A 16,219-nucleotide genomic window follows, 5' to 3' on the forward strand; every position below is an offset into this window, starting at 1 on the left:
ACCGATAACCCAAAGGAGTTATCTGGTACAGCCCCTTCTTCAAAACCTATTTGACGATCAAAGACTTCATTCTTGCCATCCTCGTGGGTATCGCCTCCGCAATACCGTGGGTGTGCCGAATTTCCTGCAGCCAGGCCTGCGCTTCTCAACCATCCTGACCAAGACGGGTATCGTCATCATGGGGGCTAAATACTCGCTCATCGGTCTGGTAACGGTTGGTGGACAGGCACTCGGCATGATCTTCTTTTTCCTGTTCATGTCTGCTGTCGTACTCATGTGGGTGGGTAAAAAGATCAATATGTCGCCTTCTCTGAGCGCATGTCTGGCTGCCGGTCTTTCCGTGTGTGGTGTTTCCGCAACCATCGCTGTTGCACCCGCCGTTAATGCCAAAAAAGAAGAGATGGCCTACTCCATCGCTGTTGTACTGATGTTCGGCCTGCTGGCGCTGGTTATCTTTCCGCCTCTCGGTCAGTGGCTCAACCTGAGCGACGCCCAGTACGGTGCGTTTGCCGGAGTCGGCATCATCAACTCCGCCCAGGTGCTGGCTGCCGGTTTCGGCTTCAGTGATGAAGCAGGCATCATTGCCGGTGTCTACAACATCGGTCGAGTGATCTTCCTTCCCTTCATCGTTCTCATGCTGACCATCATGGCTTGCCAGCGGGAAACCTCCCTGTCCTGTGAGCCGGTCAACAAGTGGCAGATCATTGTCTCCAAGTTCCCGGTCTTCGTACTCGGCTTCCTGACAGTGGTCCTGCTGAATACCATGGGCATGATCAGTGAACCCGCCGTTAAGACTGCCAAGACCTTCATGGAATGGGCATTCCTTCTCGGCTTTGCGAGCATCGGTCTGACCACGCGTCTGTCCGACCTGAAGGCTGCTGGCGTATCCGGCGTTGTTGTCGGCTTTACCATCGCATCCCTCAAGGCAGGACTCGCACTGCTCGCCGTATTGTACTTCATCCAATAACCAGAAAAGGAGTTACATCATGATCAGTTTCATCAAACGCCTCTCCTCCAGCCGTAAGCAAGACCTGATGGTCTGCCTTCTCGGTATAGGGTTGGTCTTCGTTGCCATTGCCATCAATGGCTAACGAGACTGTATAAAACCGGGGCCGTAACCGACGACGCGGCCCCGGTAAACTTTTTTCAGGAGGTCATTATGCGTCACGTACTTCTTGCAACCACCGGCAGCGATGACTGCCGAAGGGCCGAAGAGTTCGCCGTGTCGTATTGTGCCCGAGAGGCCATGCCTCTTCGTATCATTCACGCCGTGGACTCCAGCCTGGAGCACTACGGTCAGGTCGACACCCTCGCCACCGAAGGCGATCGACACAGATTCATCGGCCATGCCCGCCATCAGGAGTCTCATGATGCCACAGAGCGCCTGCAACGGGTGATGGCCCATGCCCGCGCCTTGAATGTGGACTATGAACTGTACATCGAATGGGATGCTCCCTTATATTGTATCGTGAAACAGGCCCGACGGGATGGCTCCGAGCTGCTCGTCATCGGCGGGAAGAGGAAGCGGTTCAACCCCTTCAGCCTGTCCCGCAGCCTGATGCGAAAGGCACCGTGCGCAGTAAAGCAGATACATGAATAACCAAAGGAGCGATGAGCGTGATGAAACAATTGATGCGGACACTGGTCCTTTTGTCATTGTTTTTCTGCACCCTCGCTACGCCGGGGAGGGCGGAAACGCCGCTTAAACTCGGTGTCATCTCGCTCAACCATCCTCTGATGATGTATCGGCAGTACCTTCCCTTTACCGATTACATCTCCCAGGAGAGCGGTATCGGTGTGGAGCTGATCCTTGCCAAGGACTACGAGACCATCATCGACGATCTGCTCACCGGCGAGATAGACCTCGCACTGCTGGGCGGCCTGTCCTACATCGAAGCACGGGCGGCGTCAGAGTCCATCACGCCGCTGTGTGCCATTCTCTCCGAAGATGGGACGCCCACCAACAGAACCGTTATCTTCACCTACAAGGGTAGTGGAGTAAAAAGTCTGGCGGATCTGGTCGGTAAGCGGTTTGCCTTTGCTTCCATCCATTCCACGTCCGGGTATCTGCATCCGCTTTGCTACATGGGGAACAACGGTGTTTCTTCTGTCTCGTTTGGCAAGAAAGACAATCTGCGAACCCATGAGTCCGTTGTCCGTTCCGTGCTCCGGGGAAGCCACGATGCGGGTGCTGTTTCGGTTTCCACCTACCATCGTTTCGCCGCAGAAGGGCTGACCGTGCTGGCGGAAACGCCGCCGCATCCCGGGTTTGTCATTGTGGCAAGGAAAACGGACCTTCCAGCCATCCAAAACCTCAAACATTTCCTTTTGAGCCTGGATTTTTCTTCCCCTGACCTGCAGGAACGTTCGGCTAAGTGGAGTTCTCTGCTGCGTAACGGGTTCACCTCGGTCGCCGACCAGGATTATGCCCGTGTCAGGGAGTTGCTGACCTGTGCCCAGCAATATGGATACGGGGGATAGACCGATGTTTTTCCCCCAGGGTTTGCGATTCAAGTTCATCGGTATCGTTCTGCTGTGCATCTCGGGAACGATCTTTTCCACCGCCTACTACATGCTCGACAAAGAGCGTGAACTGCTCATGGACACCGCCCGGCAACAGGCGCTTTCCCTGACCAAGGCGTCTGCCATCGTCTTTACCAACACCCTCATCTATGAAGAGCTGGACATGATCGACGAGTCCGACATGGTGGATTACCTGTCCTACTATGTGGCGGATGTCATGCGCACGGACCCGAGGATCGAGGCGTTCACGGTGGTGGATAAACATGGCCGTATCGTGGTCGAGAATACCGTCCGCAACGACGGGCGGGAGTCCGCTGTTCCCGAGGCCGTTAACGACACGGAAATTGAGCTGATCGGGCAGGGCGTTGACGCCATGTTCGTTATTACCAAGCCGCTGGCCATTGAATCGAAGCAGTGGGGCTATTGCCGACTGCAATTCTCCCTTGAGGACATCGAAAAAGCCAGAATCGCAGCCCGCAATGAAGTCTTTGCCATTTCAGGGGCATGCCTTCTTTTCTCTCTCATGGTCATCGGATTCAGCGTGGATTACCTCGTTAAGTCGTTGCAGCGGCTTTCCGATGCCATGGAGCGGTTCACGGTCAACGGCGACTTCTCCAAACCCTTTCCGGACCTTCCCGAACGAAAAGATGAAATCGGGCAGTTGCAGCAGAGCTTCAAATGGATGGTCAAGCGGTTGCACCGGGAGGAGCAGGAGCGCAACCGGACCAAGGAGCAAATGTTCCACACCGAGAAGATGGCGACCATCGGACAGCTGACCGCAAGCATTGCCCACGAGGTGAACAATCCGTTGGGCGGTGTCCTTCTCTGCTTCAACAATCTGATGAAGGGAAGGTTGGATGAGGACGCCCATCGACAGCATGTGGAGGTGATCAATTCCGGTCTGGAACGAATCCGTACCATCATGCGTGATCTGCTGGACTATTCGCGTCAATCCTCGCTGAATATTCAGCAGACCGATGTCAGCGATGTGGTTCACAAGAGCCTCTCCCTGCTCGAACTGTTCAGTAAGAAGCGCGATGTCACCATCCACGTTGACCTGCCGGAACCGCTCCCATTGATCCAGATGGACGGTGCCAAAATCCAACAGGTCTTTGTCAACTTGCTGGTCAACGCGATTCACGCTACGCCTGATGGAGGAACCATCACGATCAGTGGGCAGGCGGTTGAAGACAGCTTCACTTTCCTTATTTCAGACACGGGCACGGGGATAGCGCCCGAGATTCAGGACAGGATTTTCGATCCCTTTTACACGACCAAGGATGTCGGGCAGGGGACCGGCCTGGGGTTGGCTATTGCCAAATCGCTTATCGAACGTCATGGGGGCAAACTGGAATTGCGCAGTTCCGATTCGTCGGGCAGCGTCTTTGCCATTAGTTTTCCATATTCGGAAGAAGGGGATTCAGCATGAGTAAGAGCATCATTGTCGTAGAAGACGAACTATCCATACGCATAGGCATTCAGCACACGCTGACTGCCGAAGGGTATACTGTTGAGGCATTCGAAGATGCGGATAGTGCGTTGCGATTCATGCAGCCCGGCGGGTTCGACCTGCTCATCACCGACATGCGTCTTCCCGGTATGTCCGGGCTGGAACTACTGAGCAAGGTCGAAGAGCTGCATCCCGAAACCGGAACCATGCTCATTACGGCATTTCCTGAAATTGATCTGGCCGTGAAAGCCATGCGCCATGGTGCATTCGATTTTTTGTGCAAGCCGTTTTCCAATGAAGGCTTGCTCATCGCTGTGGAGCGATACTTCAACTACCGTGACCTGAAGCAGGAAAATGCGCGGCTCAAGAGCGGTGAGGACCTGGAAGGCATGATCGGCGGACAGGCCATGCAGCCCGCCTTTGATCGCATCCGCGCCGTGGCCGATGCCTGTACGCCCGTCCTGATCCTCGGCCCAAGCGGTACGGGCAAGGAACTGGTAGCCAGCGCCCTGCACAACCTGAGTCACCGCGCAGACAAGCCTTTCATCAAAATCAACTGCTCCGCGCTCCCGGAACACCTGCTGGAGTCCGAGCTGTTCGGTCATGAAAAGGGGGCGTTCACCGGTGCTCACAGGCGGCGCATCGGTAAGTTCGAAGTAGCTAACGGTGGAACATTCTTCTTTGATGAAATAGGGGATATGCCCCTTTCATTGCAGGCAAAGTTGCTGCGCGTTCTGGAGGATGGCGAAATCACCCGTGTGGGGGAAAACAAGCCGATCAAGGTGGCTGTGCGCACCATCTTCGCCACAGCCAAAGACTTGGATGCAGCCCTTGAGGAAGGCACGTTTCGGGAGGACTTGTACTACCGAATCAACGTGGTTCCCATCAATCTGCCGCCGTTGAAGGAGCGTGGCGACGATATCGTCAAGCTCATGCAGCACTTTCTCCATCTCTATGCCGGACGCCATAACAAGCAGGAAGTTTCCATTTCGTCTGACGCACAAAAGGCACTGCTGGCGTATGACTATCCCGGCAATATCCGCGAATTGCGGAATATAATTGAACGATCGGTGTTGTTGGCTCAGGACGGCGTGGTTCGCGTGGGGCATCTGCCACAGAGGGTGCGCGGAGAAGAACAGCCTGTCTCGGTCTGCAAGGCCAAGGACAACTTCACCCTTGAGGAAGGGGTGCAGCAGTATGAGCGGGAGCGGATCGTGGGCGCTCTGGAGAAGACGGGAAACAGGAAACAATTGGCAGCCGATATGTTGGGCATCAGCAGAAAGGTGCTCTGGAAGAAAATGAAGGACTTAGGCATATCGGGCTGACTATTAAGGCAGCTATCACTTGAGAATATCTATTCTTATTATCTATCCATATTTTGTAAACCATCGTTGGCAGCAATGGCAACCACAGTTGGCGATGTTTTAAAAAAGTAAAATAATAAATCACATAATTGTAGGCGATTGCATTATTTACAATGTGGTACGTTTCTTGATTTGTCACTTGAGCTACTCAAGTGATTATGGGCGACTCTTGCCTATCGGATATAATCTTTAACGAGTGAAATAATGATGAAAAACAAGATAGGCCTTTTCGACAAGGCCAATTCCTTTCGACTGAAGATCGCGATGACGATTCTTCTGGGGCTTCTGGCTACTGCGGGCTGTATTGCTGCCGGTTACTGGTCCATTACTTCTTTGGATGCTTCGTTTACCAGTGCCTGGAATCGGGAGATGATGGCCAAGGTTTCAACCTTGGAGATCAACCGGGACCTGAACTATATCAGCCGCCTGACCAGAAACATCATGCTGGGAAGCAACTATGACAAGGATCTCAAGAAGCTCCATGCTCGAATTGACTCCATCAAGGCATCATTCGACCAGTTGGAAACAGCCCTTGGTAATGCACCGGGCTATGATGTTGCCAAGGCACGCACCGCAGCACTGGCTTTCGCCAATGACGGACTTACATTTGTCGAGCGCATGAAAGATCTGCCCAAGGAAGAGCGGCATACACTGTATGGAGAGTACGGCAAGAGCGCCACTCCCGTAGCGAACCAGTCTCGTAAATACTTCGGTGGATTGGTCAAAAAACTCGATAGCGATTTTGCCCTGGCAACCCAGGCTATCAAGGATAGTACCACCAAAAGTAAGATGAAGATTCTCATCGGTGGTGCCATTGGTGTGCTCTTTGTTCTTGTCACCGGATTCCTGCTGACCCGTAAGGATTTTGCGGCGCTTGATACCTGTACCAACGGCGCGCATGCACTGGGACAGGGGGATACCACCCAGCGTATTGATCCTGCCGATGCCGGATCATTCCAGATACTGGCAACCGCATTGAACTCCACTTCGGATTCCATCTCCTCGGTGGTTTCCGATACCAACGAAGCGGTCGCGCATCTGGTGCAGATGAGCGCGGAAGTCGCCAGTTCCTCCGAGACATTGGCTGGCGGTGCCAGTGAACAGTCGGCCACGATCGGTGGTATCGTCACCAACATCGAGCAGGTCGATTCGAGTGTGAGTCGAAACGTGGAGATCGTGAACGATACGGAGCAGAATGCAACGCAGGCCACCGAGGATGCCAAGCGCACCGGTGAGGCTGTGGAGCAGACTGTCAGCGCCATGAAGAGCATTGCCGAAAAGATTCTCATCATTGAAGACATCGCACGGCAGACCAACCTGCTGGCACTCAACGCGGCCATTGAGGCTGCCCGTGCCGGTGAGCATGGCAAAGGGTTCGCCGTGGTTGCCGCTGAGGTTCGCAAGCTGGCAGAACGAAGCGGTGAGGCTGCTGGCGAGATCAGCGAGCTGTCATCAAGCACCATGCTTTTGGCCGAGAATGCCGGGAGCCTGATTCAGAATCTCCTGCCGCGCATCAGTGCAACATCCGAGCAGATGCAGGAGGTTTCCTCTGTGGCGACCGAACAGGTGGGCTGGTTGCAGGAAGTGCTGGTCAGCATCCGTGAAATGGAAACGGTCATCCAGTCCAGTGCATCGGCTGCCGAACAGTTGGCAGCAACGGCCAGCGGTTTGACCTCGCAGTCAGACAACCTTGAGCGGACAATGGCCTTCTTCAAGACCGATCAAACGGGCTCACATCAGGTCCGGGTTGTTCGTAATGATCCCCGGCAGGCCCTTGATGCCGGAAGTCTCGACGACGGTTACAGCCGCTATTAGTCCTGGACTTGTTGAATAGAAATACAACGACCTCATCCGATTCGGGTGAGGTCGTTTTTTTATAGATAAAAGCAGATCGAGAAAAGATTACTGTCGTTTTCCCTGCGATATTCACAACGGTCAGCCATCTGCTTGACCAGATGGATGCCAAGCCCCCCGATCGCACGCTCTTCGACACTTAATTCCAGGTTTGGCTGCTGCTGGTCCAATGGATTGAACGGCGGCCCCCAGTCGCGCAAGGCTACACAGAATGCGCCGCTTGGTGCGCTATCATTTTGTTCAAGGGAACAGGTGACCTCCACCTCGGGCTTGTGCCTTGGGCGGGCGTGGTTAATGATGTTCACGAACACCTCTTCCACCACCAGTTCCAGCTTGGAGCGCAAGGTATCCTGTGCATCCGCAGATTGTGCCTGCTGACAGACAAACTGATGAACCTGGGTAAGCGCTTCCAGTTCTGCGGGAAAGGTCCGTGACTCGTCAGTGTGGCTCATCAGGATGCAAAGGCCTCGTCTGCCGTATCGGTTACCGTGAACATGGTGCCAAGCCCGGATACCTTGAATACTTCCTCAACCATGCCGGTAAGGCCGCAGAACTGCATTGTTCCGCCTGTTCCCTTGAGCTTCTTGGCTGCCGAGAGAATGCTGCGCAGTCCGGCCGAACTGATGTATTCGAGGTCGGACAGGTCGATCACCATCATGGTTTCGCCGCCGTCAACGACCTGCATGCATTCCTTTTCAAAGACCGGTGCATTGACCGCATCCAGCCGTCCGTTAACCCGTACCAGCGTACCTGTCTCTTTCTTGTCACACACGATATCCATCACTGATCTCCCTGACCTTTTTCACTGTTGCCGAGGAACTGCATCGCCAGCATGGTTATATCGTCCGACTGTTCAGCTCCGCCGGTAAACTGCTTGAGAGAGTGTTCTATGCAGTGGATGATCTCTTCTGCCGACTGTCCGCTACACTGGTTGATGACCTCCACCAGGCGATCCTCGGAATAGAGTGCCTTGTCGTTGTCCATGGCCTCTGTGACCCCGTCGGTGTAGATGAACAGCGTATCGCCCGGGTTCATCGTCATTGTCTTGGTGGTGTAGCTCGTATCTTCCATGATGCCTGCCACCAGTTCGTTGAGTGGCGGCACCCACTCGGCTTCTTTTCCTTTTGGCAGAAGCAGCGGCGGGTTGTGTCCGGCGCTGGCATAGTTGACCTCACCTGTGTGGATATTGATTACCGCCAGGAAGAGCGTCACGAACATGCAGGACTCATTGTCCTCGGCAAGGTCGTTGTTGACCTTTGCCAGCACGGCGCCGGGGTCGACCTTCCGCTCTGCCACGACTTTGATCAGGGTCTTGGTGACGGCCATGAAAAAGGCAGCCGGAACCCCTTTGCCGGAAACGTCGCCTACGAGGAAACAGAAGTGGTCGTCATCGATGAAAAAGAAATCATAGAGATCACCACCGACTTCCTTGGCCGGTTCGATGGATGCGTGAATGTCGAACTCCCTGCGCTCCGGGAATGCCGGGAACAGTTTCGGGAGGATACCCATCTGGATGTCATGGGCGATGCGCAGTTCGGACTCGATGCGCTCCTTGGCCGCCGTGGTTTCCGTCAGGTTGGTGATGTAGCTCTTGATGCTGTCCTGCATGGTCTGGAAGGAATCGGTCAACTCACCGACCTCATCCTGTGATTTCGCTTCAGGCAGTTGCGCATCGAGGTTGCCGGATGCCATGTCGTTGGCTGATTCGGTCAAAGCGCGCAGCGGCCGTGTGATGCGTGTCGAAAGGTAGATAATAAGGAGCGCCAGTGCCACAAAGCCGATGCCTCCGAGGGTGGCGACCTCCCTGTTCATGCGCGAGACATCAGCCAGCATCGCTTCCTTCGAGAAAACAACACCAATGGACCACTGCTGGTCCGGGAGGGGACTGAAGTAGAGGAAACTGTCGCCGGTGAGCGGCATGTCGCTGAGTTCGACAACACCGGATTCCCCGGCCACCATTCTACGTCCCACTTCGCGCATGGCCGGTCGGTCAAGGCTTTCGGCTGCGGTGAATATTGTCTCGTTCATGACGAGACTTGAGTCCGGGTGAGAAATGTAGGTGCCGTATCGGGAAAGCAGGAAGACATACCCAGATTCGCGCTGGCTGATGGAGGCCAGCAGCTTTTGCATCCATGTCAGGGAGATGTCGGCGGTGACGACCCCGGCAAACGCTTTCTGGCCTTCACGCTGCCGGTAGAAGGGTACCGAATAGGTTCCCATCAATTCCTGCCCGCCCCCCTCGTCAAAGTAGGGTTCGGTCCAGATGGCGCGGTCCAGTTCCTTGGGCAACTGGTACCAGTCCATGTAGAAGTATTGATAGTCTTCGCCACCCAGATTGGTGTAGGTGATGCGATTTTGTGATCGATAGTGGTAGGGAGCATAGTACTCGCTGTCATACATGAACCCGTATGGCTCAAAGGCGATGGCCGTGCCGAATATCTCGGGGTTGTCGGTAAGTACGCGACGCCCCAGTTCCTTGAGCTGTTTTTCGGACAGGCTGCCGTCTTCCAGAGAGAACGAAATGGAATCCGCCACCTTTTGGACGGTCTTGAGCACACCCGAGATATCCCGTGCCGTGGAATTGGCCAACAGCGTTCCTTTTTCCTCGGCCATTTTCACGATGATGTCCCGGGATACCGTGTAGTTATATCCGACGATGGCCGCCAGTGTCAGGGTGGAAACAAGGAGGGTCAGGGATGCCAGCCGGAAAGCGATGCCGTTGAATCTCATTGTGTCGGCCCTCTATGGAAATCGTTGTAGGATATGTCGTTTTCAATGACACCGGTCGTCAGCAGTGCTTTCTTGGTCTTTTCAAAATCGGACTGGTCGAGCGCGGTGCTCAATTGTGTCTGTCCCTCGGCCAGGATGATGTTCTGCATCCGGGCCAGCATCCATGCCTGATGAGCACGGTTGGCGCGGATATTTGCCTCTTTCATGATGCGCAAAATAGTGTCGACTGTCTCTTCGGGGTGAGCAAAGGCGTACTCCCATCCTTCCACCGAAGCTTTGACCAGCGCATCAGCCGTTTCAGGCGAGGCGGCAAGTGTGGATTCCAGACAGTAGATACCGTCTTCGGGTTGATTCAGGTCGAGATCGCTGAAAAAGAACGTGGTCATTTCTTCAGGATTCAATCCGTAGGCGATGAGGCGGTGGTACTCGTTGTACCACATTGCCAGGGCGGCATCGAGACCGCCGCGCATGAAAAGCTCAAAGGACGGTGACTGACGAACAAAGGTCACATCGAGGTTTTCCCGGTAAAAAAGTGCCGTGGGTTGTAACTGGAATTTGGTCCCCCACGTCCCGACTCTGGCTCCGTCCAGATCCTTGATGGTCTTGATGCCGGAATCCTTTCTGGTAATCAGCATGAGCGCAGAGCGATGGACTATCTGACCGATATTGACCAGCGCAATGCCATTGCAGCGTTGCTCCATGGCGGTGGAGAGAAAGGCGGTACCATAGTCGGCCTTGCCTTCTCTCAGCAGGATGAGCGAATCCGTGTCCGCTCCTCCGTGGATGAACTCCACATACAGATTGTAACGGTCGAATATACCTTTCTCTTTTGCCATGTAGTATCCGGCAAACTGGGCCTGTGGGTACCATTGCAGAGCCAGCTTCACCTTTTCGTTGGCGTGTGCTGCAGAAGGGCCGAAAAACGATGCAATCACTGTCAGCAGCAGGAATGAGAGGTAAAATGAATGCCGTGGCGATAAAATGAAGTGCTTCTTCATGCGTGTCTCTCTCTGCAAAAAAGCGTTGGTCCTGTTTGGCGGGGCAAATTGGGATGGATCGATGATTGGTGAGTGGCGGAAGTGATTCCGACTCAGCCAAGGTGTCCCATCCACATCAAGAGGAATTGGACACGTGAAGACATATAGATGTGCACGGTTTTCCTTCCTGCTCTCGATATTTTTTAGACAGATAGATGATTTGCGCTATGATTGGAACCCCTTGATACGGGTTTCTGTGTCTCCGCAGCCTGATTGATATCGTTTTGGAGGGAGTGATCTCGTGCTTTGACCTTTGACGCAGCAACGAATGTGACTGGGGCATCGGTGTGCAGCAGACGGCAGAGTGTGTTCCATCATTTGCAGAACCGAAAAAAAGCCGCCCGGAATCCCGAGCGGCTTTTTTTGAGTGCTTGTTGGACAGAGATTATCGGAAATCCACCTTGATGCTTTCATCCAGTTCAACAGTGGCTTCCACCGCAGGGGTGGTGCTGATGATCGCGCCACGGCGGATAACGAAAAGGCGGGCCGGGTGGAGGCGCAGCGCTTCCATCTTGTCGGCGGCCTGCAATACGACCATGTCGGCATTGTCGCCGGTGGCCAGACCATACCCGGAAAGTCCGAGGGTTTTCGCTCCATTGACAGTCACCGCGTCAAAGAGCGCCTCCTGCTGATCCACACCGGTCATGTGCAGGGCGTGGGCGCCCATGTGGGCGACTTCCAGCATGTCGTGGGTGCCCATGGGGTACCACGGGTCCATGACGTCGTCGTGTCCCAGAGAGACGTTGATGCCCATATCCATGAGTTCGGGCACGCGCATGAGGCCCCTGCGCTTGGGGTAGGTGTCATGACGCCCCTGCAGGTTCATGTTGACCAGCGGGTTGCATACACAGTTCATCTCGGCTTCGGCCATCAGCGGCAGAAGTTTTGATACGTAATAATTGTCCATGGAGTGCATCGAGGTGAGATGCGATCCGGCCACGCGCCCCTGCAATCCCAGTCGCTGGGTCTGGAAGGTCAGTGCTTCGATGTGCCGGGAGTGGGGATCATCGGATTCATCGCAATGCATGTCCACCATCAGGCCGCGTTCGGCAGCAATCTCGCAGAGTACACGAACGGATTCGCGGCCTTCGTCCATTGTTCGCTCGAAATGGGGGATGCCGCCAACCACATCGACGCCTTTGTCCAGCGCCTTGTTGAGCAGGTCCACGCCTTCCTTGCACCGCAAAACACCATCCTGCGGGAAGGCCACGAGTTGGATGTCGATGAATTGCTTCATCTCTTCACGGACTTCGAGCAGCACGTCCACGGCCATCAAGGTCGGGTCGGTGGTGTCCACATGGGTGCGGATGGCGAGGTTGCCCTTGGCCACGGACCAGGAACACAGTTTGAGCGCCCGTTCCTTGAGCCCTTCGGGTGTCAGGTCGGGTTTCAGCTCACCCCATATCTTGATGCCCTCAAGCAGGGTGCCGGACTGGTTCAGTCGGGGCATGCCCATGGAGAGAGTGGCATCCATATGAAAATGTGAATCCACGAACGGCGGGGTGACGAAATTGCCCAGCGCGTCAATGGTGCGGATGGTCTCGCCGCTGATGGAAGGCGCTATCTCAACGATTTTGCCGTCTTTGCAGGCGATGTCCACAAGATATTGTTCACCGTCGATGCGGGCATTTTTTACGAGTAAATCAAGCATGGTATCTCCAGGGGCGTTCCCCGTGGTTAGTTCGTCCTATGAATCCATCACAGTCGCTACGCTGGCTTATCGCTCACCTTTTCGGAAGGGGATGAGCAATGCCTTAGGATAGGCGGCACGGCGCGACATGATGATCAGGGCTATGATGGAGAAAACATACGGCATCATCAAGTAGAATTGATACGGAATGGCAATGCCGGACTGTTGCTGCACGCGCATCTGTATGGCGTCGAACGCAGCAAACAGGATGCAGCCGAGCAGCGCCTTGCCGGGTTTCCACGATGCGAAGACCACAAGGGCGATACATATCCAGCCGCGTCCGTTGACCATGCCGATGTAGTAGGCGTCAAAGGCGGACATGGTGAGGAAGGCGCCACCCACTGCCATGAATGCGGAACCGACCATGACGGCACCGGTGCGGATGGAAAAGACGGACAATCCCTGCGCCTCGACAGCCATGGGGTTTTCACCGGTCATGCGGACCGCCAGCCCGATGGGTGTGCGGAACAGAACGTAGCTCACGACGATGATTGCCAGAAATGCCAGATAGGTCAGCGCGGATTGGCTGAACAGGATTTCGCCCACAAAGGGGATTTGGGACAGCACGGGGATGTCGAGTGTCTGGAACGGCACGATCTTGGGCGGAGTGGTCGCCTTGGGCAGCAGCATGCGGAAGATGAACGACGACAGGGCCGACGCGAGCATGGTGATACCAAGCCCGGTTACATGCTGGGACAATCCGAGGTGGACCGTGAACAGCGAGTGGAGCAGGCCGAACAGTGCGCCGATGAAGGCCGCGAACATGATGCCGGTCCACAGATCACCGCCAAGGTAAACCCAGGTCCAGCCAGCCATGCATCCGGCGGCCATGATTCCTTCGATGCCGAGGTTGAGCACACCTGCGCGCTCGCAGATCAGCTCACCAAGGGTGCCGAAGATGAGTGGCGTGGCCATGCGGATGGTAGCCATCCAGAAACCGGTTTCGAGGAGGAAGTTGAAGATGTCCATCGGTTACCTCCAGCGGATGCGGTATTTCGCCAGAAACATGGAAACCAGCACTGCCAGCAGGCAGACGGCCGTGGTCACGTCGGCGATGTAGTTGGAAATGTTGATGGCCCGGCTCATGGAATCCGCACCGATGTAGATGACCGCCACGAAAATGGAGGAGGCCACGACGCCCAGCGGATGGAGGGCGGCCAGCATGGCGACGACGATGCCGGAATAGCCGAAGCCGGGCGACAGGTCGAGGGTCAGGTATTCCTTGACCCCGCACAACTCGGAAACCCCGGCCATGGCAGCGAGTCCGCCCGAGAGCAGTGCCGTACGTACGATGACGGCGTTGACCGGCATACCGGCGAAGCGGGATGCCTTGGGCGAAGCGCCCACAGCCCGGATTTCAAATCCCCAGGTGGTGCTTCGCATGAACCACCACACGCCAACGGCACAGACAAGGGCAAAGATGAAACCGAGGTGGAGCCGGGATTTTGCGATCAACTGCGGCAAAATGGCGCTGTCGACCACGGGTGCGGCCTGGGGCCAACCCATTGCCATGGGGTCTTTCCACGGGCCGAACACCAGCCAGTTGACGAACAGCAGGACAATGAAGTTGAGCAGCAGGGTGGTCACGACTTCATCCACATGCAGCTTGGTCTTGAGCAGGGTGGGCAGCAGCAGGAGCACCCCGCCGCCGATTGCCCCGGCAAGAAAGAGATACGGGACCATGAGATACGCGGGCATCTCGACAGATCCGGTACCCAGCCATGTGGCGATAACCGCCCCCATGTAGAGCTGGCCTTCGCCGCCGATGTTCCACAGCTTGGCCCGGAAAGCCACGGCTGCGGCCAGACCGGTGAAGATGAGCGGGGTGGCGCGGGTCAGGGTTTCGGTGATGGCGAATTTGGAGCCGAGCGCGCCGGAGAGCATCAGCGCCCATCCTTCCAGCGGAGAGGCGTCCGCCCAGAGCAGCAGGACAGAGCAGACTGCCATGGCGACACCCACCGCCATGAGCGGCGCAAGGGTCTTGATGGTCAGCGAAACATTTTCACGGGCTTCTATTCTCATGCTGCACCTCCGGTCTCGCATGCTTCCGGCTCACTGTTGCCGGACATGAGCAGGCCGAGCTTGGCGCGGTCCACTTCGTGGGTGGGCATGGGGGCGGAGAGCCGGCCCTGATACATGACCTGGATGAAATCGGTCACCTGGAACAGTTCGTCGAGGTCTTCGGAAATGAGGATGACCCCGGCGCCGCGTTCGGCCGCATCAAGCAGTTGCTGATGTACGTAGGCGGTGGCTCCCACATCAAGGCCCCAGGTGGGCTGGTTGACCACGATGATGGATGGATTGCTCGACAGAACACGGGCGAGGATGAGCTTTTGCATATTGCCGCCCGAGAGTTTGCGCACCGGCGTATCGATGCCGGGGCAACGGACGTCAAAAGTCTCGATCAGCTCTTTGGCGTGTGCGGCGATCTTTTTGAAATTGAGGATGCCTCGTCTGGAGACGGGCGGGAGAGTGTAGGATTCAGTGGCCGTGTTTTCCATGACGGTCATGTCGGCAACCAGTCCGGTGCCGGTACGGTCGTCAGGGACACGGCCAACTCCATTGGCGATCATGTCTGCCGGAGTGGGCCTGTGCTGCGGTTCACCGTGGATGGTCATAAGGCCGTATTCGGGTTCGATCAGTCCGCAGAGCAGATCGGCAAGCTGGGCCTGTCCGTTGCCGGAAACACCGGCGATGCCCAGAATCTGATGGGAATTGAGTCGCAGGGTGAGGTTGTCCAGCAGGCGTTTGTCCGTGCCGTCACTGATATAAATGGAATCGAGGTAGAGAATCTCACAGGCAATGTCGGTGCTTTGGCTCGACCGTTGCGCTTTGGGTATCTCGCTGCCGACCATGGCATGGGCCAGTTCCTCGGCTGTGGTCGCGTCCGTGGCGGATTCAAAGACCACACAACCGTGGCGCAGTACGGCGCAACGATCGGACGAGGCCATGACTTCGCGCATCTTGTGGGTGATGAAGATGACGGACAAGCCTTCCTTGACCAGTTGGCGAAGGGTGGCAAAAAGGTGGTCGGCTTCCTGCGGGGTCAGGACCGATGTGGGTTCGTCCAGAATCAGAATGCGGGCGTCACGATAGAGCACCTTGAGAATCTCGACGCGCTGGCGTTCGCCCACGGACAACTCCTTGACCATGGCCGTGGGATTCACTTCAAGGCAGAAGCGATCCATGAGCGCGGAAAGTTTGGTCAGGGCTGTCTGCTTGTCATGACTGGTCGCCAACAGTGACTCGGTGCCGAGCATGACGTTTTCAAGAACAGTCATGTTTCCGGCCAGAGTGAAATGTTGATGAACCATGCCGACGCCCTTGTTGAGCGCGGCACGGGGCGAACCTTCGGGCAGCTTTTCGCCGAAGACCTCCACCGAACCGGAGTCGGCCACATAATGGCCGAACAGGATGGACATCAGGGTCGTTTTACCAGCGCCGTTCTCTCCGAGCAGGGCGAGCATTTCGCCTTCCCTCAGTTCAAGCGTCACATCCTGGTTGGCAACCACAGAGCCGAAGGTCTTGGTTATGCCTGTCAGTTTGAGTACCGTTTTGGACACATCTTCCC

At 55.8% G+C, this 16,219-nt stretch carries 13 protein-coding genes and 1 pseudogene; 6 read left to right on the forward strand and 8 right to left on the reverse strand.

The window, feature by feature from the left end:
- Window positions 1-32 precede the first annotated feature (32 nt).
- The 6 genes and pseudogenes from DPRO_RS16980 to DPRO_RS17005 form a co-directional block, all read left to right on the forward strand.
- Window positions 33-967: pseudogene (locus DPRO_RS16980) on the forward strand (YeiH family protein); the annotation flags it as partial.
- Window positions 968-1,159: 192 nt separating this feature from the next.
- Window positions 1,160-1,600, forward strand: coding sequence for a universal stress protein (locus DPRO_RS16985; RefSeq protein WP_097013139.1), 441 nt, complete (start codon window positions 1,160-1,162; stop codon window positions 1,598-1,600).
- 20 nt (window positions 1,601-1,620) lie between these two features.
- On the forward strand, window positions 1,621-2,481 hold the full coding sequence (phnD, locus tag DPRO_RS16990; protein ID WP_232005800.1) for a phosphate/phosphite/phosphonate ABC transporter substrate-binding protein: 861 nt from the start codon (window positions 1,621-1,623) through the stop codon (window positions 2,479-2,481).
- A 4-nt stretch (window positions 2,482-2,485) separates the two neighbouring features.
- Window positions 2,486-3,952 (forward strand): sensor histidine kinase, encoded by a 1,467-nt coding sequence (locus DPRO_RS16995; RefSeq protein WP_162291191.1) that lies wholly within the window; start codon window positions 2,486-2,488, stop codon window positions 3,950-3,952.
- Window positions 3,949-5,298: a sigma-54-dependent transcriptional regulator gene (locus DPRO_RS17000; RefSeq protein WP_097013142.1), complete on the forward strand. Its 1,350-nt coding sequence runs from the start codon at window positions 3,949-3,951 to the stop codon at window positions 5,296-5,298. The genes DPRO_RS16995 and DPRO_RS17000 overlap by 4 nt, the downstream gene beginning before the upstream one ends.
- A 243-nt stretch (window positions 5,299-5,541) precedes the next feature.
- Window positions 5,542-7,152: a methyl-accepting chemotaxis protein gene (locus tag DPRO_RS17005; RefSeq protein ID WP_097013143.1), complete on the forward strand. Its 1,611-nt coding sequence runs from the start codon at window positions 5,542-5,544 to the stop codon at window positions 7,150-7,152.
- Window positions 7,153-7,211: 59 nt separating this feature from the next.
- On the opposite strand, the gene DPRO_RS17010 is transcribed toward DPRO_RS17005, so the two are convergent.
- The 8 genes from DPRO_RS17010 to DPRO_RS17045 form a co-directional block, all read right to left on the reverse strand.
- Window positions 7,212-7,643 (reverse strand): ATP-binding protein, encoded by a 432-nt coding sequence (locus DPRO_RS17010; RefSeq protein ID WP_097013144.1) that lies wholly within the window; start codon window positions 7,641-7,643, stop codon window positions 7,212-7,214.
- Entirely contained in the window at window positions 7,643-7,972 is a 330-nt protein-coding gene (locus DPRO_RS17015; RefSeq protein ID WP_097013145.1) for an STAS domain-containing protein, read from the reverse strand. Before DPRO_RS17015 ends, DPRO_RS17010 begins: the two co-directional genes overlap by 1 nt.
- Window positions 7,972-9,921, reverse strand: a complete 1,950-nt coding sequence (locus DPRO_RS17020; protein WP_097013146.1) for a SpoIIE family protein phosphatase — start codon at window positions 9,919-9,921, stop codon at window positions 7,972-7,974. The genes DPRO_RS17015 and DPRO_RS17020 overlap by 1 nt, the downstream gene beginning before the upstream one ends.
- Window positions 9,918-10,919 carry an ABC transporter substrate-binding protein gene (locus DPRO_RS17025; protein WP_097013147.1) on the reverse strand — a complete coding sequence of 334 codons (1,002 nt, stop codon included), beginning with the start codon at window positions 10,917-10,919 and terminating at the stop codon, window positions 9,918-9,920. Before DPRO_RS17025 ends, DPRO_RS17020 begins: the two co-directional genes overlap by 4 nt.
- Before the next feature lie 424 nt (window positions 10,920-11,343).
- Window positions 11,344-12,609, reverse strand: a complete 1,266-nt coding sequence (locus DPRO_RS17030; protein ID WP_097013148.1) for an amidohydrolase family protein — start codon at window positions 12,607-12,609, stop codon at window positions 11,344-11,346.
- 66 nt (window positions 12,610-12,675) lie between these two features.
- A complete protein-coding gene (locus tag DPRO_RS17035; RefSeq protein ID WP_097013149.1) occupies window positions 12,676-13,617 on the reverse strand; it encodes an ABC transporter permease in 942 nt (313 codons plus the stop codon).
- A gap of 3 nt (window positions 13,618-13,620) precedes the next feature.
- Entirely contained in the window at window positions 13,621-14,670 is a 1,050-nt protein-coding gene (locus DPRO_RS17040) for an ABC transporter permease (RefSeq protein ID WP_097013150.1), read from the reverse strand.
- A complete protein-coding gene (locus DPRO_RS17045) occupies window positions 14,667-16,211 on the reverse strand; it encodes an ABC transporter ATP-binding protein (protein ID WP_097013794.1) in 1,545 nt (514 codons plus the stop codon). Before DPRO_RS17045 ends, DPRO_RS17040 begins: the two co-directional genes overlap by 4 nt.
- Window positions 16,212-16,219 lie beyond the last annotated feature (8 nt).

The organism is Pseudodesulfovibrio profundus (assembly GCF_900217235.1).
Taxonomy (GTDB): Bacteria; Desulfobacterota; Desulfovibrionia; order Desulfovibrionales; family Desulfovibrionaceae; genus Pseudodesulfovibrio; species Pseudodesulfovibrio profundus.

Excerpts from the sequence above, each read along its gene's own strand:
- DPRO_RS16985 (WP_097013139.1), top strand. The coding sequence starts at position 1,160 with ATGCGTCACGTACTTCTTGCAACCACCGGCAGCGATGACTGCCGAAGG.
- phnD (WP_232005800.1), top strand. The coding sequence starts at position 1,621 with ATGAAACAATTGATGCGGACACTGGTCCTTTTGTCATTGTTTTTCTGC.
- DPRO_RS16995 (WP_162291191.1), top strand. The coding sequence starts at position 2,486 with ATGTTTTTCCCCCAGGGTTTGCGATTCAAGTTCATCGGTATCGTTCTG.
- DPRO_RS17000 (WP_097013142.1), top strand. The coding sequence starts at position 3,949 with ATGAGTAAGAGCATCATTGTCGTAGAAGACGAACTATCCATACGCATA.
- DPRO_RS17005 (WP_097013143.1), top strand. The coding sequence starts at position 5,542 with ATGATGAAAAACAAGATAGGCCTTTTCGACAAGGCCAATTCCTTTCGA.
- DPRO_RS17010 (WP_097013144.1), bottom strand. The coding sequence starts at position 7,643 with ATGAGCCACACTGACGAGTCACGGACCTTTCCCGCAGAACTGGAAGCG.
- DPRO_RS17015 (WP_097013145.1), bottom strand. The coding sequence starts at position 7,972 with ATGGATATCGTGTGTGACAAGAAAGAGACAGGTACGCTGGTACGGGTT.
- DPRO_RS17020 (WP_097013146.1), bottom strand. The coding sequence starts at position 9,921 with ATGAGATTCAACGGCATCGCTTTCCGGCTGGCATCCCTGACCCTCCTT.
- DPRO_RS17025 (WP_097013147.1), bottom strand. The coding sequence starts at position 10,919 with ATGAAGAAGCACTTCATTTTATCGCCACGGCATTCATTTTACCTCTCA.
- DPRO_RS17030 (WP_097013148.1), bottom strand. The coding sequence starts at position 12,609 with ATGCTTGATTTACTCGTAAAAAATGCCCGCATCGACGGTGAACAATAT.
- DPRO_RS17035 (WP_097013149.1), bottom strand. The coding sequence starts at position 13,617 with ATGGACATCTTCAACTTCCTCCTCGAAACCGGTTTCTGGATGGCTACC.
- DPRO_RS17040 (WP_097013150.1), bottom strand. The coding sequence starts at position 14,670 with ATGAGAATAGAAGCCCGTGAAAATGTTTCGCTGACCATCAAGACCCTT.